General features: G+C 39.3%; 25 protein-coding genes, 2 pseudogenes and 1 riboswitch. Of the genes and pseudogenes, 17 read left to right on the top strand and 10 right to left on the bottom strand.

From position 1 onward, the window contains the following. Positions 1-2 precede the first annotated feature (2 nt). Both NST97_RS18850 and NST97_RS18845 read right to left on the bottom strand, forming a co-directional pair. Positions 3-1,040 carry a hypothetical protein gene (locus NST97_RS18850; RefSeq protein WP_327862837.1) on the bottom strand — a complete coding sequence of 346 codons (1,038 nt, stop codon included), beginning with the start codon at positions 1,038-1,040 and terminating at the stop codon, positions 3-5. Between the two features lie 397 nt (positions 1,041-1,437). After that, entirely contained in the window at positions 1,438-2,157 is a 720-nt protein-coding gene (locus NST97_RS18845) for a hypothetical protein (RefSeq protein ID WP_339211182.1), read from the bottom strand. A gap of 272 nt (positions 2,158-2,429) precedes the next feature. Between NST97_RS18845 and NST97_RS18840 the strand changes: the two genes are divergently transcribed. The 5 genes from NST97_RS18840 to NST97_RS18820 all read left to right on the top strand — a co-directional run bounded on the left by NST97_RS18840 (position 2,430) and on the right by NST97_RS18820 (position 4,016). Next, positions 2,430-2,897 carry a hypothetical protein gene (locus NST97_RS18840; protein WP_327862839.1) on the top strand — a complete coding sequence of 156 codons (468 nt, stop codon included), beginning with the start codon at positions 2,430-2,432 and terminating at the stop codon, positions 2,895-2,897. Between the two features lie 76 nt (positions 2,898-2,973). After that, positions 2,974-3,126 carry a hypothetical protein gene (locus NST97_RS18835; protein ID WP_327862840.1) on the top strand — a complete coding sequence of 51 codons (153 nt, stop codon included), beginning with the start codon at positions 2,974-2,976 and terminating at the stop codon, positions 3,124-3,126. Between the two features lie 10 nt (positions 3,127-3,136). After that, positions 3,137-3,313, top strand: coding sequence for a hypothetical protein (locus tag NST97_RS18830; RefSeq protein ID WP_339199241.1), 177 nt, complete (start codon positions 3,137-3,139; stop codon positions 3,311-3,313). 135 nt (positions 3,314-3,448) lie between these two features. Continuing rightward, complete coding sequence (locus tag NST97_RS18825; protein ID WP_327862842.1) at positions 3,449-3,589, top strand: YjcZ family sporulation protein; 141 nt, start codon at positions 3,449-3,451, stop codon at positions 3,587-3,589. Positions 3,590-3,758: 169 nt separating this feature from the next. After that, entirely contained in the window at positions 3,759-4,016 is a 258-nt protein-coding gene (locus NST97_RS18820; protein ID WP_327862843.1) for a stage VI sporulation protein F, read from the top strand. A gap of 332 nt (positions 4,017-4,348) precedes the next feature. Here the strand turns inward: NST97_RS18820 and NST97_RS18815 are convergent, their stop codons facing one another. From NST97_RS18815 to NST97_RS18795, 5 genes are all read right to left on the bottom strand, one after another. Then, positions 4,349-4,816, bottom strand: a complete 468-nt coding sequence (locus NST97_RS18815; RefSeq protein ID WP_339199244.1) for a hypothetical protein — start codon at positions 4,814-4,816, stop codon at positions 4,349-4,351. A gap of 284 nt (positions 4,817-5,100) precedes the next feature. Continuing rightward, entirely contained in the window at positions 5,101-5,775 is a 675-nt protein-coding gene (locus tag NST97_RS18810) for a DUF421 domain-containing protein (protein ID WP_339211183.1), read from the bottom strand. Positions 5,776-5,992: 217 nt separating this feature from the next. Beyond that, positions 5,993-6,427, bottom strand: coding sequence for a GNAT family N-acetyltransferase (locus NST97_RS18805; protein WP_339199249.1), 435 nt, complete (start codon positions 6,425-6,427; stop codon positions 5,993-5,995). Then, positions 6,427-6,945 (bottom strand): YjcG family protein, encoded by a 519-nt coding sequence (locus NST97_RS18800; protein ID WP_094245364.1) that lies wholly within the window; start codon positions 6,943-6,945, stop codon positions 6,427-6,429. The genes NST97_RS18805 and NST97_RS18800 overlap by 1 nt, the downstream gene beginning before the upstream one ends. A gap of 61 nt (positions 6,946-7,006) precedes the next feature. Then, a complete protein-coding gene (locus NST97_RS18795; RefSeq protein ID WP_341343599.1) occupies positions 7,007-7,738 on the bottom strand; it encodes an alpha/beta hydrolase in 732 nt (243 codons plus the stop codon). A 175-nt stretch (positions 7,739-7,913) separates the two neighbouring features. Between NST97_RS18795 and NST97_RS18790 the strand changes: the two genes are divergently transcribed. From NST97_RS18790 to NST97_RS18780, 3 genes are read left to right on the top strand one after another with little or no spacing between them, the layout of a single operon-like run. After that, a complete protein-coding gene (locus NST97_RS18790) occupies positions 7,914-8,699 on the top strand; it encodes an ABC transporter ATP-binding protein (protein ID WP_063387523.1) in 786 nt (261 codons plus the stop codon). After that, on the top strand, positions 8,683-9,441 hold the full coding sequence (locus NST97_RS18785; protein ID WP_094245366.1) for an ABC transporter permease: 759 nt from the start codon (positions 8,683-8,685) through the stop codon (positions 9,439-9,441). The genes NST97_RS18790 and NST97_RS18785 overlap by 17 nt, the downstream gene beginning before the upstream one ends. Before the next feature lie 17 nt (positions 9,442-9,458). Continuing rightward, positions 9,459-10,469: an aliphatic sulfonate ABC transporter substrate-binding protein gene (locus NST97_RS18780; protein ID WP_094245367.1), complete on the top strand. Its 1,011-nt coding sequence runs from the start codon at positions 9,459-9,461 to the stop codon at positions 10,467-10,469. A gap of 376 nt (positions 10,470-10,845) precedes the next feature. Here the strand turns inward: NST97_RS18780 and NST97_RS18775 are convergent, their stop codons facing one another. Beyond that, positions 10,846-11,004 (bottom strand): hypothetical protein, encoded by a 159-nt coding sequence (locus tag NST97_RS18775; protein WP_339211187.1) that lies wholly within the window; start codon positions 11,002-11,004, stop codon positions 10,846-10,848. Between the two features lie 795 nt (positions 11,005-11,799). Beyond that, positions 11,800-11,937: riboswitch (SAM riboswitch) on the top strand. Between the two features lie 116 nt (positions 11,938-12,053). Here NST97_RS18775 and NST97_RS18770 point away from each other — a divergent pair. From NST97_RS18770 to NST97_RS18750, 5 genes are all read left to right on the top strand, one after another. Then, positions 12,054-13,169, top strand: a complete 1,116-nt coding sequence (locus NST97_RS18770; protein ID WP_339211188.1) for a methionine biosynthesis PLP-dependent protein — start codon at positions 12,054-12,056, stop codon at positions 13,167-13,169. Then, positions 13,162-14,325 carry a cystathionine beta-lyase gene (gene metC / locus NST97_RS18765; protein WP_339211191.1) on the top strand — a complete coding sequence of 388 codons (1,164 nt, stop codon included), beginning with the start codon at positions 13,162-13,164 and terminating at the stop codon, positions 14,323-14,325. Before NST97_RS18770 ends, metC begins: the two co-directional genes overlap by 8 nt. A gap of 168 nt (positions 14,326-14,493) precedes the next feature. Beyond that, entirely contained in the window at positions 14,494-15,501 is a 1,008-nt protein-coding gene (locus tag NST97_RS18760) for a TAXI family TRAP transporter solute-binding subunit (protein WP_339194769.1), read from the top strand. A 74-nt stretch (positions 15,502-15,575) separates the two neighbouring features. Next, positions 15,576-16,094, top strand: coding sequence for a DUF1850 domain-containing protein (locus tag NST97_RS18755; RefSeq protein ID WP_339194771.1), 519 nt, complete (start codon positions 15,576-15,578; stop codon positions 16,092-16,094). Positions 16,095-16,131: 37 nt separating this feature from the next. Then, positions 16,132-18,057 (top strand): TRAP transporter permease, encoded by a 1,926-nt coding sequence (locus tag NST97_RS18750; protein ID WP_341343605.1) that lies wholly within the window; start codon positions 16,132-16,134, stop codon positions 18,055-18,057. Between the two features lie 464 nt (positions 18,058-18,521). On the opposite strand, the gene NST97_RS18745 is transcribed toward NST97_RS18750, so the two are convergent. Together NST97_RS18745 and NST97_RS18740 are read right to left on the bottom strand one after the other, a co-directional pair. Then, positions 18,522-18,737, bottom strand: coding sequence for a DUF3006 domain-containing protein (locus NST97_RS18745; protein ID WP_327847680.1), 216 nt, complete (start codon positions 18,735-18,737; stop codon positions 18,522-18,524). A 323-nt stretch (positions 18,738-19,060) separates the two neighbouring features. Then, a pseudogene (locus tag NST97_RS18740) lies at positions 19,061-19,888 on the bottom strand (ComEC/Rec2 family competence protein); the annotation flags it as partial. A gap of 858 nt (positions 19,889-20,746) precedes the next feature. Between NST97_RS18740 and NST97_RS18735 the strand changes: the two are divergent. From NST97_RS18735 to NST97_RS18720, 4 genes and pseudogenes are all read left to right on the top strand, one after another. After that, positions 20,747-21,975: pseudogene (locus NST97_RS18735) on the top strand (IS3 family transposase). 1,089 nt (positions 21,976-23,064) lie between these two features. Then, on the top strand, positions 23,065-24,222 hold the full coding sequence (locus tag NST97_RS18730; protein ID WP_340881102.1) for an ISL3 family transposase: 1,158 nt from the start codon (positions 23,065-23,067) through the stop codon (positions 24,220-24,222). 122 nt (positions 24,223-24,344) lie between these two features. Beyond that, on the top strand, positions 24,345-24,581 hold the full coding sequence (locus NST97_RS18725; RefSeq protein ID WP_340436148.1) for a mersacidin/lichenicidin family type 2 lantibiotic: 237 nt from the start codon (positions 24,345-24,347) through the stop codon (positions 24,579-24,581). A 129-nt stretch (positions 24,582-24,710) separates the two neighbouring features. After that, the coding region (locus NST97_RS18720) for a DUF4135 domain-containing protein (protein WP_341343597.1) at positions 24,711-25,549 on the top strand (839 nt) is incomplete at its 3' end.

The raw sequence follows: 25,549 nt of genomic DNA, 5'->3' as shown, positions 1-25,549 counted from the left end.
TTTTAATTTATAATAATTTTGTTTTCAAATGGAATGCCGTTTTTCTTTTCCTGGCAATATACAAAACCTTCAATGACTAGCGCTTCATCGAAATCATCTAAAGGGAAAACAATGTGAAATCCTTCAAAGGAAATTTTTTCGTATGGTTCGATCGCCATTTTTTCACTAGGTTTTAGCCAGTATTCCCCTTTTTCTTGAATTTGTTTTCGCCAATCAGGGTGCAAATACTTCCATTCCATGGAAGAATCAGTTTTATAGTTGAAATCATTTTCGTTTTGTTTTTTTGTTGTAATAATTTTTCCGCTGAATTGAACATGTTGATGAGGGTGGATTTTAATGCATAATACAGGATGGTGCAAAGTTTGTTCTGTAATGTTTTCTATCTCGGCATGGCCAAGAATCGTTACCGGATCACCGTTTTCATGAGGAAGAACAATCGAGTGTATAAAACGAGCGCGAATCGGGTCGTCCATAAAGGCGGTGTTTTCCTTTCCTACCGCATCAACCTCTTTTTGTTCAACGTGTTTCTCGTATAGTGATTGGAATAAAAATTGAGAAGTATTTAAAAGTTCATTTCGTTCAGCTGTCAATAAATCGATGCGAAATTGTTCTTTTTCAAGCCTTTTATCTAGTTGTGTAATCAATCGTTCTTTTTCCAACAATAGTTGATTGATCTTTTCGTCAGAAGATTGCTTTTCTTTTAATAGGTTAGTAACTGCTGCTTTTAACAGTTTTAATAGGTCGTTTCGTTCCTCTTCAACAATGGAAAGCTGCATGTTCATCTTCTCAGCATTTTTTTCAGCTTCTTTCAATTTGGATTGAACGTATTGGATTTCTTGTTCAAATTGTTCTTTTGCGATGCGATATTGTTCGCCGGTTCGGATGACTGCTTTGTAATATTCTGTTTTCTCCCGTTCTTGAAGAAGTTTATTCTGAACGCTTGCCAATTCGTGTTTGTATTTCGAAATTTCGGACTTATAGTGGATAAGCTGCTGCTGAAGTTGTAAATAATCCTGTTTGCCCCGTTTTGTTTTGTTCATTGAATCGCCTCCTCGGACAAATAAATATTTTGCTTTTTTCTTGAAAATAGAAAACAGTTATTAGCCATTTCTTTCAAAAAGAAGCGCTTTTAAAACATAATTGTAACAGGATATAAATGGAAGAAATTAGTCATTCTATCTGATTTTGACCAAGCCTGCAGTTGATTCTGATCATTGGTTTAAATCCCATATGTATACGGAATTTGGCGCATAAGCGGTTCAAAATCCGTATAAAGGGACGAAAACTTTCGAAAGCGCTGTTCTCGTTTAAGTTTCAACAAAACCATCTTTGAAAGAACAGTTTTTCTATACATATGTATGTTCACTTCTTTAAACACTTTCCCGGAAAAATGAGAGGAAAAATAAAAAGGGGAGGACATCCCCTTTTCCAGTTGATTTAGTCATCCAAGTCGTAGTCGTCACCAGGGAAAATTTCCGGACATTGCGGCGGAACTTGCACGGCCGAACATGTAAGAGTTGTAGGCAGTTCGCGACGGGGTTTGCAAAATTTCCCTTCCACCTCAAGCTTCACTTGGGCTTCCATTTGCACATCTAGACAAATCATGATGGAAATATCTAGTTGGCTGAATGATGTATTATCACAAATCATGTTCGCGTCGCTTTCAAAAAAGGAAACATGGCTGTTTAATGTTGTGCCGGGTGGTGCGCAAAGGAAGAAGGTTTGAACCGTTGCAAATGGAATAGCATCTGACACACAAGTGACAGATCCTTGCAAATCGGAGAGAGTAACGACAATATACCCTCTGATGAGCACTCTTACTTTTTGAAGGGTAATTTTTCCATCCCTTGGCAAATGAACGACTACTGATTGACGACCTTGCGGCTGAACAATTTCTGTCACTGATATAGCGTTTGGAGAATTTGGATCAACGGGATTTCCTAAACTGTCTGACAAGTAGCAATTGACATTTACAGGCCCATCATCATACAGCGCACACGGATCTTCCGATGTACCTGTCACTCCTTCGCAATCAAAACCGATGGATGATAAATCTCTAAAGCTTAACTGAGGAAGATCAATTTGACGGCTCACCCAGTCATAAACTTTCGGAACGCGAATACATAATCTTTCTGTATCATGTCCCAAATGGCTCATGCTGTTACCTCCTAATCATTCTGATTTCCAAAACCTTCTTAGGTGTCGGACTACTGTATATTATGAGCAAACTGGTTAAATGTGCAGTGACAGGAGCGGAAATTTTGAATTTGTTTTGCTAAAAAAATCCCTTTCTTTGAAGCAATGAGAGAGAATCTCTATATTTGCCTATACGCACATGTCAATATACAAAAGTCATATGCATCTTTTTCCTGGGCTTTTGTCAACATTTTTCATTTGAGCTCATACATTTACAGTAAGGGGTGAGGAAGATGGCGCAAATAAATAAAGAATTTTTGCAGCGGATGAGAGCGGAACTTTCGTTTTATAAAGAAAAAGCAAAAGAATCGATAGAATTAGAAATATTATTGCAGGAAAAAGAACGGGAACTTGAAAAAATCATCAAAGAAAACGAGAAGCTAAAGGAAACGATCGAACAGCACCGCCAAAGCAATGATCGAAATCATGAGTGGGAGGAACAAAAAAAACTTTTAGAAAAAATCGAGGCGTTAAAAAAGCAATTAGCTGAAAAAAATCACCATCCGTATGAATATGAAAAAAAGGCTGATGAAAAGAAGCAGGGAGATTGGTTTTTCCGAAATTTAAAAGAAACGAAAGCTATTCAAGGAAGAGTTGAACCTCATGAGTGGAAAGAATATTTTATAAAAGAAAAAAACGAAAAGAACAACCAAAGAGAATTTCATTTTTTGATGATGGATGATGCGGCCAAAAACGATTAGAAGGAACACAGATCAACCTTATTCTTCATAGAATGGAATAAGGTTCTTATTTTTTGGAAGAAAGGGGAGAAGCACATTGAAAAAAAACGTAAAGGTTTATTCCGGTTCAATGGCAAAAGGAGATGTTTTTAAAAAGAAGATGATGAAAAAGAAAGCTTACCCATCCGACATAAAAATTTACAACTCATCGAGTTCCGGTGGCTGCGGCTGTGGGAAAAAAGGATTTTAAAAAGGGAAAGATGAACAAGCTAGAAAAGGAATTCGTCAAATGGATAGAAGGTATATACGAAGACCATGACAAAGTTCAGCAAAAATGTTTAAGCTGGATGATGAAAAAAGACGGTGAGCTTTTAGACCTTGAAAAAACGGCGGTAAAATTTGAAAAAGAGATCGAAAACATGGAAAAACATATTTAAAAGGGAAACGAAAAGTGAACCAAAACAGGTTGAAACCTCACTAAAAAATCCGCACTTGCCCATCTTGTGTGTCCACTCCAAATGAGGAACTGCTTCATACTGTATAGTGATGAATAAAGGAGGAGGTGCAGAAAAATGGGCTTTGGTTGCGGATATGGAGGATACGGCGGATACAGCTATCCTTATAGCGGCGGTTTTCATAACAACAGCTTTGTGCTAATCGTCGTTTTATTCATCTTGTTGATTATCGTCGGTTGTTCCTGTTTTAAATATTAATCTGTAAGTCTTTTACAAAACTAATGGTGAGTGCTGGTCACGGATGGATGTCCGCCTTTTAGAAGGCGGACTATACTTTTTCCTCATCACGTTTTCATTTCATTTTCATAAAATATTAAAGCCTGTTATACAGGACATTTCGACAATTTAGGAGGGGACGAATTTCAGAATGGATCATATTTTTAAAAATATTGAGAAAAAAACCGGCGTCAATATGAAAGATGTGTTTGAACTGGCCAATTCCTTGCAAAATTCCAATTTCAACGATGAAGCAACCGTCAGAAAAGTGATCAAGCGGGTTGCACAATTGGCAAATCGGCCGGTTTCAAGAGAATTAGAAAATAAAATTGTCAATGCGATTGTAAATGGAAAAGAGAATATGGATTTTAACACCATCGCCAATATGCTGGACAATAAGAAAAAATAGCGCGTCAGCGGGAGTACTCCCGCTGACGGTTTTATAGCAGCATTGGTTATAAAACCCCACAAGAGCTAGAGGACTACATTCGGCGTACTGCCTAATGGCTATCTTAAGATTGTGCACCCGCTTTACATGGAGTGGCGGGCATGATGGCCTTGTTTGGCGATGCCGATTGTTTTACACTTCTGCTTTATGGCAGCATGGAAGGAAAAGAGAAAATAGGGCAGCTTTTTTCCATCCAGACTTCTGCCAATTAAGATAGCAGAGCTGTTCAGCCAACAGCAGATTATGCGAAACGAAAACTGCGAAACAAATGTTAGAATGGATGAAAAATATTCTTAGACGGCTAAGACTGGCCGTATGAAATCCATAAGTTCTTGAGATGCGCTGCTCTTTAAATTGTGAGCTGCCAAAATCGTACCGCTCAGGACCTCTCGAATCACGTATAAGGTTTCATTTCCTTTTTCAGGTTGAACTCCATCAATAAACAATATGATCCCGCCATGTTCATTGACCACTTTTTGGAGATCATCCTTTACAGTCTCTTTGACATTGGCTCGAAGTAATAAAGCATAACGTTCATAAAGTTTCTGTACTTGACGGTCTGAGATTTTTACTTTCTTCTCTTTCAAAATAGAAGCCATTTCTGTTCGTGCTTTATGTTCTTTAAAGCGTAAATGGCCAATATATGCAATGACATCCATACCATAAGTAATGTGCTTCATACTTAAATGTTCAGCTTGTGCCGAACGATAAACTGTTGTGTTAGAACAAGATGGGTTTTCACAGCGATATCCCATATTCACGATCTTGAATTCACCATCTAAAGTGGAAATGGTTTTCTCCAAACTGGATGGCAATATGTAAGTTTTTCACCACAATCGGAGCAATGGGTGATTTCAGGACGAAAATACTTTGTATCTATAGGAGTTAATCGGTTTTTTGTACGCATAAATAAACATCAACCATTAAGATTTATAAGTCAATTATAACTTAAATCTCAACTTAGTGTTATTTATTCCATCTAAGAAAATATTTCAATTTCCAGCAAAAGCACATACATGAGTTTCATGATATGCTTCGAAACAAGCTAATATTTTTGGACAAATAATCCGTTGTTTTGATCCCATTCCGCGTAAAAAACATCTTTCGCGTCTTCCACACTGTAAGCGAGAAGCTGCTGCTGAAGCCATTTTTCATCAAAACCTGCTTCTTTTAAATTTTCACTAACCACTTCGCCGTCAACAATAATCGTGTAGGGGATGGTAGCTGGCGAAGATAGAATATTTAAATCGTTTCGGGTCGGCTTATCAAATTCCGATTTTTTCAATACGCTGATCGTGCCGTCCGTTTCAAGAACTGCGTATTCCACTTCGCGGATCGAAAAAGCTCCTTTTGCTCTTAGCAAATGTTGAAGCTGGTTCATATCAAGCTTGTTTTTTTTCAGCTGATCCCGTAAAATTTTTCCTTTGAGGATGACCATTGACGGAGCGCCCTCCAGTATTCCGCGGGTTCTTCTCCATTTTTGTGTGATGAATTCCAACAAATAGATTAACATTCCCCATATCACGACCGTAAATAATATTTTTTCAATCCCCATTTTCACATCATAAACAGCATTGCCAACCAGCTCGCCTAAAACGAGTGCAGAAATAAAATCGAACGTCGTGATTTGCGTAATTTGTGTTTTACCTAGTATTTTTGTCAGAAGAAAAAGGGCAAAGAATCCGAAAATCAGTTCAGTGGCAATTGCTACAAATTCCATTCCCATCACCTTTGCTAAGATCGGTAATGGTTAGGTTGTCCCAACTGCCAAAATTCATGTACATTTTTTAAAAACTATGGGAAGGTGTGCGGCGGAGAAAATGGTGAAACATTCAAATTGATCTGAATGTAATGAAGGGATTTTTAACCTCTTTTTCACGCTTTCTGACCCTTCAAAATGAAAGACCGCAATTCGCGGCCTCGTTTGTTTTTCAGCTTTATGAATGTGGATGTAACGTTTTTTCCATCGTGACATGAGGAATGCCCGCATCCATAAAAATATCGGAAACGGTTTGATATCCATGCTTTTTATAAAAATTTTCCGCTTGTGTTTGAGCGTTTAATTTTATTTTCTTTAATCCTTTTTCGGCCGCGAGTTTTTCAAGTGTTTCCAAAATGATATTTCCCGCTCCTTTTCCTCGGTATTGTGGCAGAACACAAATTCTCTCAAGCTTTCCGGTGTCGCCAATAACACGAAACCTGCCGGCTCCTACAGGCTGATTGTCGTCATAAAGCACGACATGCTCGGCAAAGTCTTCATATTCATCGAGCTCAATTTCAATTGGAACGTTTTGCTCCTCTACAAACACTTTTTTTCTAACATAAAAAGCATCATTTCGTTGTTTTTCATTAATAGCTTTGACTGCCTTCATCAATCTCGTCCTTCTCCAAGCAGGAATGTTTCATAAACAGTCCATGAGCCGTTTTCTAATTGATACAAAATATGGAATCGGTCAATCGTTTCCTCATGTTGAATTTTTAACATTTTTAAACGGCCGAGAACGTCAGAATGTTCATCATCCGATAAATTTTGTCCAATTGTAATGTGAGGGACGAAAGCGTATTCAGGCTTCTCTTTAAATTTTCCTTGATGGAGAAGCTCATGCAATTTTGTTAATTCCGGATTTGGTTCAACTTTTAAATAAATAACGTTATTGACAGGAGCAAATGAACTGAATTTGTAGACAGAGAGTTTAAAAGGCTTCACTTGTTTCGCAATTTTCCTAAGTTCTTTCACAATATCGCCAATTTCTTTTTCGTCAGCTTCAAACGGTGCCTTCAATGTTAAATGAGGAGGGACAAGCGCATAATGCGGATCGTAACGTTTTCTATATGAGTTGGCAATGTCTTGCAACTTTTTTGAAGGAAATAACACAATTCCGTACTTCATTTTTTTGGCCTCCTTGATATTTACTCGTATTCTTTATTATAACAACTTAAAGAATGAATTTTCATGATACAGCAAACATTTTTTTTAATATGTCTTTTAGCAGCGGCTGCCAATATGTCCAGCGGTGATCGCCGTCAAATTCTTCATAAATGCATTCGAATCCTTTATGTACCATTTGTTCATGAAGTTTTTGATTGATTGTATAAAAATCTTTTATTTTCCCATCAGTCGTTTTTACAGCCGTTTCCTGTTTCCCGATTTGATGATAAATAGATAGTAAAGAGGGCTGTGAAAAAGCATCGATCGCTTCTAACACCTTTCCATCCACATATGGTGATTGCATGATCACTTTTCCAAATGTATGCGGATAATGAAGCGCTGCCATAAGCGAAACGGTTGCAGCTAGAGAATCGCCGATAAGCGCGCGGCCTCTTCCTATTGGCAAAAGCGGAAAACGTTCTTCTAAAAATGGAATTAATTCATGAGCTAAAAAACGGATATAACTGTTGAACTGGCTTCCATCGGGATGATATTTTCTTCTTCGATCTTGAATGTCTTTATAAGGAATGCCAACGACAATCAAATCTTCAATCGTTTGCTCCTCCGTTAACTCCTCAACAAAACGCGCGATCCTTCCCAGTTTAAAATAGTCTCCGCCATCTTGAGCAATGAGAAGATGATGATGAGATAATGGAGAAAAGGAAGTCGGCAAATACATGAGCAAAGAAACTTCTTCCCCCAGCTCTTCGCTAAAAAACGTTTCTTCTTTTATAGGTGCGACTTTTTGGGCCATACCAATTCCTCCAAAATTGACTAATTACCAGTTAGGCTGGACTTCTCATTATTTTATCACTCTTTTGAAAAGTCTCCAACAAATAAAAAGGTTGACAAAATAAAAAATGCTTATATAATGATAACGACTAATCCGATAAGATAGGTAAGAATGATCATATACTGGGGGAATTACTTTGTCTGTCCAAATTGCGCATATTTCAAAAACATTTCAACATCATGGCGTCTCCCAAACGGTTCTTGACCAAATTGATTTGACTGTGCAGAAAGGAGAATTTGTTTCCATTCTTGGCCCTTCCGGCTGCGGCAAGTCGACGTTATTATCGATTGTTGCCGGGTTAACAGCCCCCACATCGGGAAAAGTGCTGGTAAACGGGAAGGAAGTAAAGGGACCTGGAAGCGACCGGGGAGTAGTGTTCCAACAGGCAGCCCTTTTTCCATGGCTGACAGTTGAGGAAAATGTCATGTTTCCGCTGAAGAAAAAAATGCCGAAGGAAGAAGCGAAAAAAAAGGCGTACGAATATTTGGCCATGGTTCAATTAAGCCAATATGCCAAGCATTCTCCGCACGAGCTTTCCGGCGGCATGCAGCAGCGCGTATCGATCGCAAGAGCTTTGGCGATGGATCCTGAGGTGCTCTTAATGGATGAGCCGTTCGGAGCGTTGGATGAGCAAACGAGATCACGCCTGCACGAAGTGTTGGAAAAAATTTGGATCGATACGAAAAAAACAATTCTTTTTGTTACGCACAGCATCCAAGAGTCGTTAAAATTATCGGACCGTATTATCGTCATGGGTACAAGGCCTGGGAGAATTATTGATGAAATAGAAGTGTCTTTTCCGAGACCACGTGATGAATTTAGAAAGCAGCTTGCTGAATATGAAGAGCGCATTCAAAAGCTGTTGAAGTCAGAAATTGATAAAGTAGTGAAAGAGGAAGAAAGTTATGCAGCAGGTCGTTAAACGAATCATTTTTTATGCAGCCGCACTGGGTATATGGGAAGCAATCGTCAAGCTGTTAAATATTAAGGCTGTCGTCTTTCCGGCTCCGAGCGATATTTTTCAGGCATTGTGGAACGGTTTTGCTGATCTAACTCTTGTCTATGATTTGCTGGCAAGTTTTCAGCGGCTGGCAATCGGGCTTGTGATTGCTCTTATTCTTGGAACAGTGTTAGGCGTCGTTTTTGCAAAATCGAAAGTAATTGATGATACCATTGGCTCTTTAATTTTGCCGTTGCAAAGCGTGCCGAGCATCGTTTGGCTGCCTCTAGCCATCATCTGGTTCGGTTTAAATGAAAAAGCGATCATTTTTATTGTCGTGCTCGGTGGAACGCTTGTGATGACATTGAATATGCGGACAGGGATTAAAAGCGTTCCTCCAATATATACAAATGCGGCAAGGACAATGGATTACAGCGGATTTTCTCTGTTTACACACGTGATTTTTCCAGCAGCCATCCCGCATGCAGTAACTGGTGCAAGGCTTGCTTGGGCGTTTGGGTGGAGAGGCCTGATGGGTAGCGAGCTGTTAAGCACCGGCCCGGGTTTAGGCTATACGTTAAAATTCGCATCAGATTTTGGCGATATGGCGTTAGTGATGGGCATTATATTTATCATTGCCTTAATTGGAATTTTAGTAGATTTAGTTTTTTTCAGCAGAATTGAAAAGAAAGTGATGAAAAAATGGGGATTGCTTGAACAATAAAGGAGGAAGTTGAGATTATGAAGAGAAAAGGTTTGCTGCTATCATTTATCACCTTGCTGCTGATCGGTATTTTATCTGCCTGCGGAGCCGGTGGAGGGAATGAGGCATCAGGAAAAGAGAAAAGCGGAAAAAATAAAGTAGTCATCGGCTATTTCCCAAATATTGACCATGTTCCGGCGATGATTGCGAAGGAAAAGGGCTACTATGAAGAAGCGCTTGGGGATCAAGTAGATATTGAATATAAAACTTTTCCGGATGGCGGCGCTTTTATGACAGCGTTGAAAACCGGCGAAATTGACGCCGGGCTTGTCGGTCCAGCTCCTGTCATGAATAACTATTCTAATGGTGCAGACGTGAAAATTATTGCCGGTGCGTCATCTGGGGGTACTGTCGTCGTAGCAAGCAAAAAAAGCGGAATCGAAAGCTTAGATGATATTCATAATAAAACATTCATTACTCCTGGTGTCGGCTGCACTCACGATGTCCAATTTGAAACGTACTTGCAAGATTACGACATTGCTTCATCAAGAATCGGCGGCACATTAAAGCATACAACTGGAAACCCGGCACAATATCAAGCTTTCTTTGAATCGGGAAAAGTGGATTTAGCCGCTGTGCCTGAGCCTTGGGCTTCATTATTAATAAAAGACGGGGCGAAAGTGATTGTCGATACGAAAGATATCGCCTATGGCACAACGCTTCCGAACACTGTTTTAGTGACGAGCAACAAATTTATTAAAGAAAATAAAGATTTAGTTCAAAATATTGTCAAAGCCCACAAAAAAGCAGTCGACTTCATCAATAAAAACAAAGAGGAAGCACGCGATATTGCCATTCAATCGATTAAAGAAATAACAAATCAAGAGCTTGACCCAGAAATTATCGACAGCGCTTGGGAACGTGTCCGCTATACAACCGAAGTGGATGAAAAAGTTCTTCAAGACTTTTCTAACTCTTCTTATGACTTGAAATTTTTAAAAGAAAAACCGGATCTTAAAGGTCTTGTAGATACAAGCTTTTTGAATTAAGTAATAAACCCCCTATACAGAAGCTTTTTGATATTATGCGGCTTCTGGATAGGGGGGTTATTTTGTTGATGTAAATTCAAGATGAAGCAGTTGTTAAAACAGGGCTTATCCCAAAAGTTGTTTATGACTATGCCTGTATATTGGGATTCTGTTGTTGTGAGAGCTTTTTATTCAAATCGCTCGAATAAGCTCCCGTTTTTTCACATTGTTTGGAGCTGTCCAGAAAGTCAAAATCCATTGAAAACGAAAGATTATAAACATTGATATATCAACATTTCTAAAACATTAAAGGGGCGTCTATAAGCCGGAAAATCGACTTATTAGACAGCGCCTATATGAATTTCAATTTCTCCATTTGGGCTTTAGGCTGTATTTTTCAAGCACGCTCTATTAAACCAGTTTCTTCTTGCTTCCAAATCTTACTCCAAGTTTTAAACATGCCTTGTTCGTCCGTCTTATCTACTTGGAAAACTTTATATTTCGTGTTGCTCGGGATTTCAATTAAAAGCTTCCCCATTATTTTCTTCAATTGCAATGCTTAATAAATAATCTCCTCTGTAGTCGCTTTCATAATCATAATAAATTCCGTACACATTGTTTTGATGATGTTCCAGTTTTTAGAAAGCGTTTTCTCACATAATTTTGATTTGCCCCATCATTTGCTCGTCATGAAAATTATTGGTTCGTATGCTGTCGATTATATACAGCATCATAAACAGTCTTTCCTTTCCATAATATTGATAAAAAAGAGAAGGCGCATCAGTAAAGAATGTTCAGCAAATTTTCCAACGGCACGTTTATGTTCATCTTTTTTGCTTCCCAGCTTCACCTGCAAAACAAATATCGCATCTTCGTTTTCTGTTCAGTTGCTTTATGGAGTACGGGTTCGTTTGACAGAAGTTGGCGAAAAATTTATCAAACGATTAGTTTGCCAATTCAATCGTTTCATTCACTGTTTATTAAATACTCTTAAAATTTTCCAATTCCTCTAAAGAAGATCACCTCGTTCACAATTTTTCTTAAAAATACGACAGCTTCCGAATTGGATATTTGCATTTTAAAATCAATTCAAAATTTAGGAAGCCTCAGGGGAAAATAAAACCACTTCATTGAAATGATGGAGGATCAAAGGTGATCCATACAAAAAAATTTCCCTTTTGGCTTTCGCAAAAAAACATTTCAAGAATCGACGGATTATTTAAAGAAAGTTCTTATTTTTCTTTAGTTTTACTGAAAATAAATCAAAGTTATCGGAATTGTTGGCAGGAAACGTCTTGAATTTTTTTTAAAACTGAGGTAAAGTTATACCTATCAAAAGTTCATATCGGAATTCTTATCGAGAGAGGCGGAGGGAACTGGCCCGAAGAAGTCTCAGCAACCGGTACAAGGACGGCGGCATGATAACCTTTGTACCAAGGTGCTAAATCCAGCAAGCATTTTGCCGTAAGATATGCTTGGAAGATAAGAAGGAGCCAAACAATAAACGCCTTCTTCTTATGAAGAGGGCGTTTTATTTTTAAAGCCTCCTCTACAGGCAATGAAAGCAGCACATTTTTACTAACTAAAAAAGGAGGAAAGTCAAAGATGAATATTGAAACAGTTTTGGCCCAATTAGGAAATCGAAGTGAAGCTCTTACAGGAACAGTAAGCGCCCCCATTTATTTGTCCACAGCCTACCGGCATAAAGGAATAGGTGAATCAACAGGTTATGATTACACTCGGACAAAAAATCCAACGAGAGAGCTTGTCGAGGACGCCATAGCCAAATTGGAGGGAGCCGATCAAGGATTTGCATTTTCTTCCGGAATGGCAGCGATTCAGACGATTATGGCTTTATTTAAAAGTGGAGATGAACTGATCGTTTCAAAAGATTTATATGGCGGGACATACCGCTTGTTTGAAGAAGAGTGGCGCAAATACGGTCTTTCCTTCCACTATGACGATTTTACGTCTCGCGAATATACGGAATCATTAATAAACGAAAATACTAAAGCGATTTTTCTAGAAACGCCCACTAATCCGCTTATGCAGGAAACATCGATTTCCTCGTTGGCGGAATTGGCCCGGAAGCACAATTTGCTGCTGATCGTTGACAATACGTTCTACACACCTGTTTTGCAGCGTCCGATTGAAGAAGGAGCGCATATCGTGATTCACAGCGCAACGAAATATTTAGGCGGTCACAACGATGTCCTTGCCGGCCTGGTCTGTGCAAAAGGGAAAGAAATTTGCGAAAAATTAGCCATGCATCAAAATGCAATTGGTGCGGTATTATCTCCTTTTGATTCGTGGCTGCTGCTTAGAGGAATGAAAACTTTATCATTGAGAATGGCCAAACATCAGGAAAATGCAAGGAAGCTGGCGGCATATTTAAAAGAGCTTCCTGAAATTGATGATGTATTATATCCTGGCAGAGGCGGAATGCTTTCCTTCCGTGTGAAAAAAGAAGAATGGGTCAACCCGTTTTTGCAGAATCTGAAATTAATCTGTTTTGCGGAAAGCCTTGGAGGGGTAGAAAGCTTTATAACGTATCCAGCTACCCAAACACATGCGGACATTCCGGAAGAAATCCGAATTCAAAACGGTGTATGCAACCGGCTTCTCCGTTTTTCTGTAGGGATTGAAAGCGTGGAGGATTTGAAGGAAGATCTCAAGCAGGCATTGCAAGCAGCTGCGAAAGGGGATTTACTAAATGCATGACCAATGGAGCTTTCAAACAAAATTGATTCATAATAAACATAAGGTTGACCCGACAACTGGTGCTGTCAGCGTGGCGATTCAGCAAGCGTCAACGTTTCATCAGCAAACATTGGATGAATCTCCTGAATTTGACTACAGCCGTTCAGGAAATCCAACACGAAAAGCGTTGGAAGAGGCGATTGCCGAACTGGAAGGCGGAGTGAGAGGCTTTGCGTTTGCTTCTGGGATGGCCGCTATATCAACAGCTTTTCTTTTACTTTCTTCCGGTGATCATGTTTTGGTCACAGAAGATGTGTACGGCGGAACATACCGGATCGTTGCCGATGTTTTATCGCGCTTTGGCATTGAATATACGTTTGTCGATATGACGGACCTTGATGCCGTAAAAGCAAATATACGTCCGAACACAAAAGTGATTTACATTGAAACGCCCTCGAATCCGCTGTTAAAAGTGACGGACATTCGAGCAATTGTGCAGCTTGCAAAAGAAAACGGCTGTTTAACATTTGTTGATAATACATTTATGACTCCGGCTTTGCAAAGGCCTCTCGATTTAGGGGCCGATATTGTTTTACATAGTGCAACAAAATTTTTGGCAGGTCATAGCGACTGTTTGGCAGGACTGGCAGTTGTGAAAGATGAAAAGCTTGGCGAAGCGCTTTACAAACTTCAAAATGCCTTCGGCGCTGTTCTCGGCCCGCATGATTGCTGGCTTGTATTAAGAGGGTTAAAAACACTTCATGTGCGGCTGGATCAATCCGTCAAAACAGCTTCTCAATTAGCAGAATTTTTGAAAAAGCACCCTGCCATTAAAAAAGTGTACTATCCAGGTCTTCACGATCACCCAGGGTCAGATATTCATTTGCGGCAAAGTGTCAACGGTGGAGCGGTTTTATCGTTTGAACTAGAAGATGAAAAAGCGGTCAAGATTCTTGCTGATCATGTTCAGCTGCCTGTTTTTGCAGTCAGCCTTGGTGCAGTTGAATCGATCTTGTCGTATCCAGCTAAAATGTCCCATGCCGCGATGCCGAAAGAAGAACGGATCAAAAGAGGGATAACCGATGGTCTTCTTCGATTAAGCGTAGGGCTAGAAAATTTTGAAGACTTAAAAAATGATTTGGAGTCTGGTCTTTCTACTGTTTTGGCCTATCAATAAATTTTTTCTTACCTTAATAGAAGACAGGGAGATGTCGAATACCGACAATTCCTGTCTTTTTTTTATGTTGATAATCTAGCTGACATATTATCCCACATTTTTTCATTTGTTCTTTAATATGATAGTAATGCACCCAAAGTCAAACGAATTTAAAAAGGGGGAGTATCAATGATCAAATGGCGAAGCGGACTTATATTCTTAACAGCTCTTCTTTTCATAATGATCATTTCTGCGTGTGGAAATAACAGCGAAGGAGGAAGCAGCAAAAGTGATGGCTCCAATCAAAGCGGGGAAAAGGCAGGAAGCAAGACGTTAAGCATTTTAACCGGAGGCACAGGAGGAACTTATTACCCGCTCGGCGGATCGATGGCGCAAATTATTTCGGAAGAAACGGACTTTAATGCAAATGCACAATCTTCAGGAGCATCAGCAGAAAATATGCAAGCGCTAAAAAATGGTGAAGCTGATATTGCGTTCTCGCAAACTGATATTGCTGCTTATGCATTAAACGGTGAATTGATGTTCAAAGACAATAAAGTCGACAATGTTAAAGCAATTGGGACTTTATATCCGGAGACGGTACAAATTATTACAACAAAAGATAGCGGCATCCATTCTGTTGAAGATTTGAAAGGCAAGTCGGTTTCCGTTGGTGCCCCTGGGTCTGGAGTGAATGCAAACGCACAGCAAATTTTAGAAATTCATGGATTAAGCTTTGATGATATTAAAGCGCAAAGCTTATCTTTTGACGAATCAACGGACGGCATTCAATCCGGAAGCATAGACGCTGCATTCATTACTGCGGGGACACCGACGGCTGCAGTTGAATCGCTCTCAGCACAAAAAGAAATTAGAGTAATTCCGATTGCGGATGACAAAATCAAACAATTGATAGAAAAATATCCTTACTATGCTGAAGATACAGTACCAAAGGGGACATATAAAATTCCTGAGGACGTAAAAACAGTCGCTGTAAAAGCGATGCTGGTCGTCCGCGGCGAATTGGATGAAGATGCCGTATACAATATTACAAAAGCGATTTTTGAAAATACAAATAAAATTACTCACGCAAAAGGCAAATTAATCAAAGCGGAGGCAGCCCTTGATGGAATAGGCAATTTGCCGCTTCATCCAGGGGCTGAAACGTATTTTTCAGAAAAAGGAATCCAGCCATAACGCATCAAAGATAGGCCGTTTTAAACGGTCTATCGATTTCATTATATGTAACTCCATTTTAGGCGGGGATTTTCATGAGAGCTAGGATGAAAGCTTTGTTCATCTGTCTTCCCCTTTTTATGACAATCAACGTTTTTTTATTTTTCCTTCCTATTGTAAATGCCATCGCTTTTTATCATGAAGATCAGAATGACTTATTAGGTTATCTGCCTGTCCGTGATGATGACTTGTTTCAAATTCAGTACACTCATTCCATCCATCTTACGGATGTGAAGGAGACATATACATTACGCAATAACAAAATCATTCAGACAGAACTTGAGTATGAAAATTTTGCTGTTGGAATGCCTTCTAATGCGGAAGGGGAGGGGAAATTTTTAGAAAAGGATGGAAAATTTTTTATAAAAAACATGGAGCGAGAATTTTCCTATATTGATTTGAGAATTGGACAAGTACAGGCCGATCACCGAATCGTTTATCAAGGTAACAGCTACAAATTGGCGGATTTTTTTGGACCCGGCTCATGGGTAAGAATAAAACCGGCAAAAATCAGTATTTGGCAGCAGGTGAAAGGAGTGAATATTCGTGAGTAAAGAGAAATTTGACGTACTGTCAGAAGAAGAGCAGCAAATGCTGCTTGAAAAATATGATCCTGAAGCAGGAACGAGGAAGCTAAAAGGCGTGTTGGGCGGCATCGCATTTGCCGGATTATTGGCATTTTCGCTGTTTCAGTTGTATACATCAATTTTCGGTGTTTTTACAGCGCAAATTCAGCGCTCTGTCCATCTCGGTTTTGCGCTTGCTTTGATTTTTCTTTTGTTTCCGGCTAATCGAAAAAAGAGGAAAGAATATAAATTTCAAGTGGCTTGGTATGATATCATCCTTGCTCTTTTAAGCATTGGCGTTGGAGCATATTGGCCGCTGTTTATTGATGACATTGTAATGCGCGTCGGAGTATTAACAGATATGGATTTTTATATCGGAATTTTAGCTATTTTACTAGTTTTAGAGGCAACAAGGAGGGCGGTTGGGCTGCCGATTACGATCATCGCGCTGCTTTTCTTGGCGTATGCCTATTTTGGTCCTAGCATGCCTAATTTTCTTCAGCATAGCGGTCTTAGTTCTGAACGAATTGTTCAAACTATGTTCTTTACAACCGAAGGGATTTTAGGAACTCCGCTAGGCGTGTCATCAACCTTTATCTTTTTGTTTCTCCTTTTCGGCTCCTTTTTAATCAGAACAGGGATCGGTCAATATTTTAATGATTTGGCCGTTGCCGTTGCAGGGCGCAGAATTGGCGGTCCTGCAAAAGTAGCTATTTTTTCCAGTGCTCTTCAAGGAACGATCAGCGGAAGCTCAGTTGCCAATGTCGTCACATCCGGCGCGTTTACCATCCCGATGATGAAAAAGCTTGGTTATAACAAAGATTTTGCAGGAGCGGTGGAGGCTTCTTCATCTACAGGCGGTCAGTTAATGCCGCCGGTAATGGGGGCAGCTGCGTTTTTAATGGTTGAATTTATCGGGAACGGCATTACATATTGGGACATTGCCAAAGCGGCAGCTATTCCGGCTATTCTATATTTTGCAGGGATTTGGATCATGACTCATTTTGAAGCAAAGCGAATCGGTTTAAGAGGCTTGTCAAAAGAAGAAATGCCGAATCGGAAAGAAATTTTGAAAAAACTGCATTTGTTAGCCCCGATCGTTGTTATTATTATTTTGCTAATGTCAGGAGTGACCGTTACACATGCTGCCATTTATTCGATATGTATTTCGATTGTCGCTGGATTTTTAAATCGTGAGAATCGGATGACATTTAAGGATATTGTATTAGCGCTCGTCGACGGCGCCCGTACAGCATTAGGGGTTGCGGCAGCAACAGCCGCTGCCGGAATTATTGTCGGCGTTGTGACGAAAACCGGGCTTGGTTTGAAGCTTGCCAACGGTCTGCTTGATATCGCCGGGGGCAATCTCATTCCGACATTAATGCTGACGATGATAGCTTCGTTGATTCTTGGAATGGGTTCGCCGACTACAGCGAACTATGTTATTACTTCAACGATTGCTGCACCAGCGATTATTTTGTTGGGGGTACCTGATCTGTCTGCACATTTATTTGTGTTTTACTTCGGGATTATTGCCGACATTACACCGCCAGTTGCTCTTGCAGCCTTTGCCGCAGCCGGTGTATCAGGAGGAGAACCGATCCGAACGGGAATTCACTCTTCAAAATTGGCAATCGCCGCCTTTATCATTCCGTATATTTTCGTTTTGTCTCCGCAAATGTTAATGATTGATACGACATGGCTTGGAATTTTATGGGTAGTCTTTACGGCGTTTTGCGGAATGATCGCAATTGGAGCCGGGATGATCGGATATTGGATGAGAAACATGCATTTGATTGAACGAATTGCCGCGGTCGTGGCCGGGCTGTTGCTGATTTATCCAGAACGTTTTTCAGACATTTCAGGTCTCATCATTTTCATCGCATTATATGCGTTTCAATATATATGGAAATACAAAGCTGATCAAAAAGTGAAGGGTGAAAGCATTTAAAGAAGACAGGTTGTCATGGAAGAATCGATCCATTGATTAGAACATGATTCAGTCTTCTTACAGGCGGAATCATTGAGACGCAGAATAAACGCGGAGAGCAATTCACATTGGAACGAACAAAATCAGGATAAAATGTCGGAGAGACAGAAAGGATGTGTTGGAATCAATCCATTAATTTGCAGAAGGCCGATTTATTTTTGTGCTGCAAAATTCAAAATGTTGTTTAAGAAAAACCGCTTTATGTCACGAATAGGTGGGAAATGGAGTGGCATTTCAACCTAGACGGCAAAATGAAATCCGATAGAAAACGAAAATTTAAATCTATAAAAACCAAGCATAGAGGAAAAAATGAATGATCAGCTCTATAGGCGCGATTCTAAAACGGCAAAAAATAATGAAGTGGAAGCATCATTTGACACTTCCACTTCAATCATATTTGCTTGGAATCTTAATTGAAAAAACGATTAATCTTCAAACAATTCGTCCATTAACTCTTCAATTTCTTGTCTTCGTTTGCTTGTTTCTTGTTTATCGACATAATAACGGTTATTTTTCTGAATAATTACATCTCCCGTTTCTGCATTTTTAGGCAACTGGCTTTTTGAAATTTCGATTATTTTGCCGTTTTCATCTTCGCAGACTGCGATGTCATTTTCAAATCGATCAATAATAAATTTCATAATGTCCCACCTTATCTAGGAGTGAAAGATGTTTGTGCTTTATAAGTTTTGTTTTTATAAGTGGCTGATACATCGATTTTAACAGTATAACCTTTTGCAGCACGGCCGATTTTTACCGACAATGGCTTGCCAATAGTACCGGTATAAGTGGTGTTTTTGCTTTTGTATTTAAAAACAGCTTTATATTTTGTTCCGTTTGGCAGCCCTTTTACATTCAGTATTATTGTTGAGTTTTGCTTTGGAGTTTTGTTATCGACACTTGCTGTTAATTTGTAGCTAGTTGGTTTGCTTGCTGTGCCGGACGATGCCGCTTTTACATTAAAGGAAAGATTGGAGCCGTTCGTTGTTGCCACAATATGGCCTTGTTTATCCGTTCTAAAAGTGTTTATTTTGTATGTTTTCAGCCGATTGATCACATCTTGAGTAGGATGGCCGTATGAGTTCTTGCCGACGGAAATGACGGCATATGTCGGTTTTACTGAGTTTAACAGCGCTGTGCTTGTAGATGTTTTGGCGCCATGGTGTCCTACTTTTAGGACGTCAGCTCGCAAATTTTGTTTAGCTTTAATCATATCCGATTCTGCTTTAAGTTCCGCATCGCCAGTGAAAAGAAATGATTTTTTGCCGTAAGTAAGCTTTAAAACAGCACTCCAGTTATTTAAGTCGCTTTTTGGATATGCTTTGACAGGCCCAACGAATTTTGCGGTAACTCCTTTGATCGGCAATGCAACATTTGCTTGAGCGGTCTTTATTTTTTTGCCTTCACGCTTAACAGCATTTAAAAAGTCTTTGTAGCTTTCCGTCGTATGGCTGACTTTTGGCGCATACACTTGCTCTACTCGAAAAGCAGATAGGACAGTGTCCAGACCGCCAATATGATCTGCGTCCGGATGAGTTGCAATCATTATTTCGATATCATCCACTTTTTGCTTTTTCAAATAATTAACAACGTCATCTCCATAACTGTTATTTCCGCCATCAATGAGAATATCTTCTCCATTCGGAGCTTTTATGTAAATTGCGTCTCCTTGTCCGACATTAATAAAATGAACATACATATTTTTTGCCTGAGCGCTTGTTGTTTCGTGAAACGGGATCAGCAAAAAAGAAAATGCAAACACTATCGAAAACAATAGTTTACGTAATTTCATCAAAATCCCTCCGAGTACTGAATAGATCAAATTGATTATACAGCGTGGTAGGAAAAATTTACAAGATTTAATTTAGAAAATTTTATTTTTTTTTACAGAAAATTAAATTTTCTAGTCTAATTGAACTAAAGTCTCATCCGATTTTTTCATGCCGAAAAAAGAAGCCGACCCAAAAGGCTTGGATCGGCCTAAACAGACAAAGGTCTGTACATTTTTAATTTTGTTGAAATCTGGTCATTCCAAAATTTAATTTTTCAAACGTAACTTTTGGTGAATGGAGGAATCAAAAAGTTTAAGTAAAAAAACTAGTTTGCATATTTTAAAACAAGGAGAAACGTAATTTGTTAAAAACAATTGATAAGAAGATTAAATAAAACTTTGTGTTGCTAATTATTATTGTCGCCATTCGGTCGCCAAATTCGCCGCCAATTAGCCCGCTGTACCTAACTCTATAACATATTACACAGTCAAAAAAGGTGAATATACTAAAATTGTTAAAAAATTCAATATAGCGGCAAGAAAACGGAAAATTTGAGTGATATAAAAGGCGTAAACAAAATTTACATTTAAAAAAAATTACAAGTTAAATAGTCTGTTGAATAAACCTGTCCATAAGGAATCACAAATGCAAAAAAATCATTCTCATTGTGAGAAGGGATTTGAACCTTATGTTCTTTTCATTTTTTCAAGAAATAGAAACATGATGAGCTACTAATTATAAAATATTTTTTTAACGAAAAATCGAAATTTGTAGTAAGTCATGGACGAAGTTTAAGTAGCCTCATAAGCCCCAAAATGAACTTGGACAATAGGAGTAATTTGTTTTATACTGCTTAATGTACCAAGGAGGCTGACATCATGACACGAACCAAACACTCCAAGGAGTTTAAATTACAAGTCATCAAAGAGGCACAGGAGACAGGCAATAACAGCCTTGTTGCCCGCCGTTATGAACTGAATTCCAACATGGTATCCCGTTGGGTGCGGGAATATAAAGATGGTAAATATGGTGATGTTGATGTCACTGTTTTGCCGGACCTTGACCCGAAAGAAATATCCAAGGAAAATGAAAAGCTCAAAATATTGCTTGGTGAAAAAGACCTTGAAATCGCGATTTTACGCGACATGATAAAAAAGAAAAACCCTCACTTGCTGAAAAAATTGAAGTAGCCGACAACTGGATCCAAAAAGGCTATTCCATTTCCAAGGTGCTAAAGATTATAGGGATTGCTCGTTCCACCTACTATTATCAAAAGAGCTACCGCGAGGAAGAGAAAAAAGTGAGTGAGGGGCGTCCGGCACCAGGTTATTCCTTCACAGAAGACGGACGAAAAGTATCAGACGAACAAATCAAAGAATTCCTGCTGGAGGAAATTGCAGGCGATGGCTTCAACTATGGCTAACGCAAGCTGACCAAGAGGCTTCGCCGCGAATATAACCTTGTCATCAACAAGAAGAAAGTCTACCGTCTGTGCAAAGAGCTGGGTATTCTACGGCCGCAGCGCAAAAAGAAGGCCCAACCCCCTAGGAAGCTGGCACGAAACCGTACGGTAACAGACTCAAACCAGCTATGGGAAGCGGATATCAAATACGGCTACATCGAAGGGGAAGACCGGTTTTTCTTCGTCATGTCCATCATCGATGTATATGACCGTGGAATTGTCGCCTATCACAACGGATTCAGCTGTACAGCCAAAGATGCCGTCCAAGCACTCCAACAGGCATTGTTAAGACGGCAACAATTCAGCGCAGAGATCAAACCAGTGATTCGAACAGACAATGGGCCACAGTTTGTTTCCCATACTTTTGAGGAATTTTGCGAAAAATACCAGATCGAACATGAAAGGATTCCGCTGAGAACACCGAATATGAATGCCCATATTGAATCTTTTCATCGAATCTTTGAAGATGATTGCCTTTCAAGATGGCAGTTTGAAACCTACGAGAAGGCCTATGAAGCCGTCACGGATTTTATGGTATTCTACAACGAAAGACGGATGCATTCAAGTATTTTGGACCTGTCACCTCAGGAGTTTTACGAACAAAACAAGCAAAATAAATTGGAAATCGAAGAGGTTCGCGTATGATCGATTCATGAGGAGTCAGGGCCGACAGGAATTCCTTGTCCGGCTGCGAAAAGAGCCACAGCGCAGCTGCTTGCCATTGACCACAGCTCCCGATTCTTAGGAGGCGATGGAAGGGGTCGGGGCCCACCAGCGAATACTTAGAATCGGTTTGTCCGTGTTAGCATTGGGCGCATGAAGAGCCCTAAAGGCTGTTTTTTTAGCGATCTTGCGCCGATCCCCCAACACGGACAAAAGCAAGGTCAATGGTGGCGGACAAGAAGCACAGGGTTCATAATCAAGAAAAAGAGAGCTATTTTAAGAAAAAGATAGACTAAGAGTAACTATGTCCAAAACTCGGGGGTTAATCCGCTAGACCAACTAATACTATGACCTCTGCTGACTTCTGATGGTTCGGCTATTTATCACTAAATAGGTTATGAAGAGTACTTCACGTATCCATCAAACCTCCCTGGGTAAGAATGTAATCTTTCCTTCCATATATCTGCTTCATTTACTTTGTATCATCTTCGGCAGAAAGGACTTTGTTTTGTTATGCAAACTCATCCAATGATACCTAGCCTTATATGAAGTTCGTGTTCCTCAGACCGGAAGTTTGCCGCTCGCTTCCTTCAGATTCCGCGTCACCACGGACACCCTTGCGTTAAGCTAACTGTTACTTCTGCCTTCACAGTTCGGGACTTGCACCCTATAGATTACACCCATGCCAGGCGCACATAAAAAAGCTCAAATCCATATGTATCAATGGATTGAGCTTTTGGGTTCGAGCAGTGGATTCAGGTTAATTACAATTTTTCGTTTAGTTGTATTACTTCTATCCGATGAAGGAGACTGTTTAAAATGCTGTGGTAATGCCATGATTGCCGATTAATTCACCCATTCTACTAGATGTTAGCAGTTTTTCCATTACGCTTATACTTACAGACATTACAATTAACCTATTTTTAAACATTTTACAAAATATTGGTTCATCACCAAAACTTGGGGTTGAACTTTCATAAATTCAAATTTTTTACATTTATATATAGAATAAAAGCGAAAACTCATGTATCGTAATTGTTGTTCTGACAAACCACGAGAGGAGTTTTCGCTTTGTACTCTAAGTTTATCAAATTGATTCTACCGTTACCATCTTTTTTTGACATTACACTACCAACTGAAGAGGAGCCCAATGTATTTCGTGCAACAGCTGCACCTCAAACTATCACTTGTCCCATTTGTGCAGGTGCAACCGTTTGTCACGATCGTTCCCTACGTCGTTTTCGTCACGGATATGCTTGGCATATTGGTGTACTTTGGGTGGAGTTATTCGTGCCACGCCAGCGCTGTAAAGAATGCGGTTTTACGTTCACGTTTGACTATGGATTAGGACTCGTTCATTCTTCTACTGAGGCATTTCGTCGTGAAATCGTGAAGCGTTGTCATGGTCGTTCCATCGCTGAAGTTGCGCGTGAGTACGGACTTCTCTATACAACAGTTGAACGTTGGTTTTATAAGTATGCTCCTGAGCAATTGGTGGAAGAAGAGGCCCAACATATTTGTGTGGATGAGTTCGCTTTACGCAAAGGTCACAACTATGCAACCAGTGTATTGAATGCGGTAACAGGGCGTATTTTGGCGATTGTCCCTCACCGTGATCAACAGGCGATTGAAACTGTTTTAAAGAAAGTAACGGGAAAAGTTCGAACCGTCATGAGTGATTTCTCTGCGGCTATGGCAGGAGCGATTCAAACCGTCTATCCAACAGCAGTTCATGTATTGGATCGCTTTCATTTAGTTCAATTTTTTACCGATGCGCAACAACGCAGAAGACGTTATTTGGTGCAGGCAAAAAGGCATCATAAAGCCCGATTTATTGACCGTTGTTTAGCGAGAAAACCGGAAGAATTAACGGAAGAAGAACGTGCTTTTGTTCGAGAATGGCTTGAAGAAGATTTCCATTCAAAACATATTTATCAGGCTCTCAACCATATGCGCTACGTGTTGAAAGTGATGACGCGAACACAAGCAAAACGACGATTGAAAGACTGGCTAAAGCGTTATCAATTTCATCCTTGTGGTGTCGTCGCGAAAATCGCTAAAACCATCATTATCCGTGAAAAAGAAATGATTGAAACAATTCTGTCACCATTCTCAAACGGCATTATGGAAGGTACGAATAACAAAATTAAGCTTATCAAAAGACGGGGATTCGGTTACCGGAACGATGCCCATCTGTTTCTTCGATTGCGATTGGAAACAGGGCATTGATTTTGTCATCCCCGGATTTTGGTGATGAACCAAAATATTACTTAAATGTAATATTTTAATATTTTTTTAAGGATTCTGAAAATATTTCGATTTATCATTAAACATGTAAGGAGGTGAACGAAATGACAAAAGAAACTATCATCAGAGCTTGGAAAGACCCTGAGTTTCGTAAAACTTTAACAAATATTCCTTCCCACCCTGCTGGTTACTTAGCTTCAGAACTTAATGAGGATGAGTTATCACAAATCGTGGGTGGATCTTGTGGTTCAGGTGGAATTCCATCTATCACAGGTGAGTGTACTTGTTTTAACGGCTTAACTGTTTGTAATTGGAGTAAATTGTTACCAGCCTGTCGATAATGTTCTTAATCGGCTTAATCAACAATACGACAGACTAATAAGCACTCGTATTTGCGGGTGCTTATTACTTTAATATACACAAAAGGCATAGAAAATATGCTTAATACTTTTCATTTAGGGGGTTATTTAATGAAACTTGATGTTGAAAAAAAGTCGACAAAAAGTAACTGGGATAATGCTTGTTTTCTTAGCGAACGCATTCCTACGGACACAATCAAAAAGGAATTAAACTTCAATGAACGTGTAAAACAATGGAGAAAAGAAACTGCTCTAGAAAATAATGAACTTTTTTATGAAAGACTTAAATTAGATAACCTTTCCCCTGAACAATTCAATGCTATAGTTTCTAATGAAGATTGGAGTGTCGAGAGTTCCTCCATTTTATGGACAAAAAAATTAAAAATGATGGAAGATGTATTTGATTCAACAAATTCCAATGAAACAATCCCTATCACTATTAAATCTGTTCCATTTCATCAAGGTACGATTCCTTTTATACTTTGGGCGAAAAAGGAATTAATTTCATACAAAGAAAACCTTGAAGATGAATATTCGAAGTTTTTAGATTCACAAATAATCGAAAATATTTTGCTAAATTTATGCCTTCGATTAGTACAGTTGTCAATGCAGACATTTACTTTAGAGATGCACGTTGCAAATTTAGAAGGTAAATTGGTCGGAAATACAGCTGAAGACCGTTTTAAACACTTCGGAGATGAAATCTTGAAAAATAAAACCACTTTATTCTCTATCCTAAATGAATACCCTGTTTTAGCTCGTTTACTTGTCGAATGTACTAATAATTATATCGAGTTTATTAAAACAACACTTACAAGATTATTTACTGATAAAAAGGAATTAGAATTTTATTTCCAAATGGAAATTAATCATTTAACAAGTATTACGATGGGCTTGTCAGACTTACACCGAAGAGGGCAAAGTGTGATTATTTTTACTTTTGATAATAA

The organism is Aeribacillus sp. FSL K6-1305 (assembly GCF_038050115.1).
In the GTDB taxonomy this organism is placed as follows: domain Bacteria; phylum Bacillota; class Bacilli; order Bacillales; family Aeribacillaceae; genus Aeribacillus; species Aeribacillus composti.
This window is presented reverse-complemented; position numbering and strand designations above follow the sequence as displayed.